Origin of the sequence: Kitasatospora sp. NPDC093558 (assembly GCF_040683475.1) — a bacterium.
Taxonomy (GTDB): domain Bacteria; phylum Actinomycetota; class Actinomycetes; order Streptomycetales; family Streptomycetaceae; genus Kitasatospora.
The window spans coordinates 1-1137 of record NZ_JBFBDY010001328.1; the positions used below are offsets into that span (position 1 = coordinate 1).

General features: G+C 72.0%; 2 protein-coding genes. Both read right to left on the reverse strand.

From position 1 onward, the window contains the following. Positions 1 to 226: ABC transporter substrate-binding protein (locus AB0O00_RS40725; RefSeq protein ID WP_363659697.1), on the reverse strand; the 226-nt coding region annotated here is incomplete at its 3' end. Positions 227 to 410: 184 nt separating this feature from the next. Further along, entirely contained in the window at positions 411 to 998 is a 588-nt protein-coding gene (locus AB0O00_RS40730) for a protoglobin domain-containing protein (protein ID WP_363659698.1), read from the reverse strand. Positions 999 to 1137 lie beyond the last annotated feature (139 nt).

The following is a 1137-nucleotide window of genomic DNA, read 5'->3' on the forward strand; positions in this document are numbered from 1 at the left end:
CCAGACCGGCGAGCTCGTCGACGGCCGCCTCGGCCCGCTGCGGGTCCGCCGCGGTGTCGCGGACCACCACGTCGAGCGGCCGCCCGCCGATCCCTCCGGCGTCGTTGACCTCGCGCACGGCCAACTCGATGCCGGCGAGCAGGTGGTGGCCCGCCTCGGCCCAGCCGGGACGGCTCAGCGGGGCGAGCACGCCGATCAGGACGGACGGCGACGGTGGCGTGGTCATGCGGTGGGCCCCCTGTGGCGATGCGGTTGCGGCTCGCCCGGGTCCGTGGATCCAGTGGTCGCCCGGGTTCGCGAGCGATCTTCCCACCCGAACCGCCGTTCTCGACAGAGCAATGCCCGACCGAGCCGGGCCGACCGTACGCATGCGCAGGTCGGCCCGGCCGGCGGTTCCGTACGCCCAGCGCCTACCAGGCGGCCCCGGCGTACGGGCGGGACCACAGCGACACCTGCAGCGTGACGGCCTTGAACCACGCCTGGTGCATCGCCTCGACCTCCTCCTCCGGGTGCCCCTTGGCCGCGAGGAACGGCCGCATCGTCGCCGTGATCGGGTAGATGAACGCGATCATGTAGCGCAGCGGGATGTGCGGGACGGACCGCGCGCCGTCGGTGGCGTTCTTCTTCGCCGCCGTGTGGCGCAGCGCGATCTCCTCCTGCTGGGCGAGCCAGCGGGCGTCGTACGGGCGGGTGCAGGTGTCGGCGATCCACTGGCCGAAGCGGCGGCGGACGGCGGCCAGGTACTCGGTGACGGGCGCGCCTTCGGGGGTGGAGAAGTAGGCGAGCAGGTGAGGGTGGGAGCCGACGAAGCCGTACCAGACGTCGAGGATCCGCTCGGTCTGGTCCGCGAGGACTTCGCCGGCGAGCTTGAGCGCGGTGACGTCCGCGTCGGAGAACAGGGTCGCCGCGGCGAGGCCTTCGAAGTCGCCGCCGGTGACCGGGGAGGTGGGCAGCGTGGGGTCGTCGTAGCGGTAGCCGGGAATGGGCGCAGGCGTCATGGCCGTCCTCTGGTCCTTGAACCGGTGAACTCGAATTAGGAGTCCTAACTACCGCGAAGCTACCAACGCGCCGACGCGCCGCGCAAGGGCCTGAACGGCGGCCGTGGTGGGTGAGTTGACGTATGATCAGCGGGAGGCG

Coding starts and splice junctions, on each gene's coding strand:
- AB0O00_RS40730 (WP_363659698.1), bottom strand. CDS start 998: ATGACGCCTGCGCCCATTCCCGGCTACCGCTACGACGACCCCACGCTG.